Source organism: Bacillus cereus group sp. BfR-BA-01309, from assembly GCF_022664315.1.
Taxonomy (GTDB): Bacteria; Bacillota; Bacilli; order Bacillales; family Bacillaceae_G; genus Bacillus_A; species Bacillus_A mobilis.
On record NZ_JAKUHE010000073.1, the window covers coordinates 1 to 389 of the forward strand.

A 389-nucleotide genomic window follows, 5' to 3' on the forward strand; every position below is an offset into this window, starting at 1 on the left:
CTAACCATCCTTGCCCACAGTCATCAACTGTAATGCGCATGTTCAAATTCCCTTTTTTGCTTTTATCTCCACGAGAATATAATTGTCGTGTCCGCAAATCTTTCCATTCTTGATTGGATATCTTGTTTTTCATTCTTTCATAGAAATTTTTCCGCCCACCAAAAATAATAGGAGGTAATGTTTTATTTTTAATATGTTTTGCATACATTTCAATTTTTTGTTTTAATTTTTGTTTTCGTTTTCTTAAGCCAATTAAACAAGTTTCTAATGCAACTTGTTTAGGTCTTTTTTTGCCGCGTTCATAATCATCTATTTTTTGTAACGTCTTTTCTAACTTTTTTTGATTGTTTTCTAGGTAAACAGGAAGAAGTTCTTTTTGAGAGAAAAGG

At 30.8% G+C, this 389-nt stretch carries 1 pseudogene; it reads right to left on the reverse strand.

The window, feature by feature from the left end:
* Positions 1-389, reverse strand: a pseudogene (locus MR115_RS30400) (hypothetical protein); the annotation flags it as partial.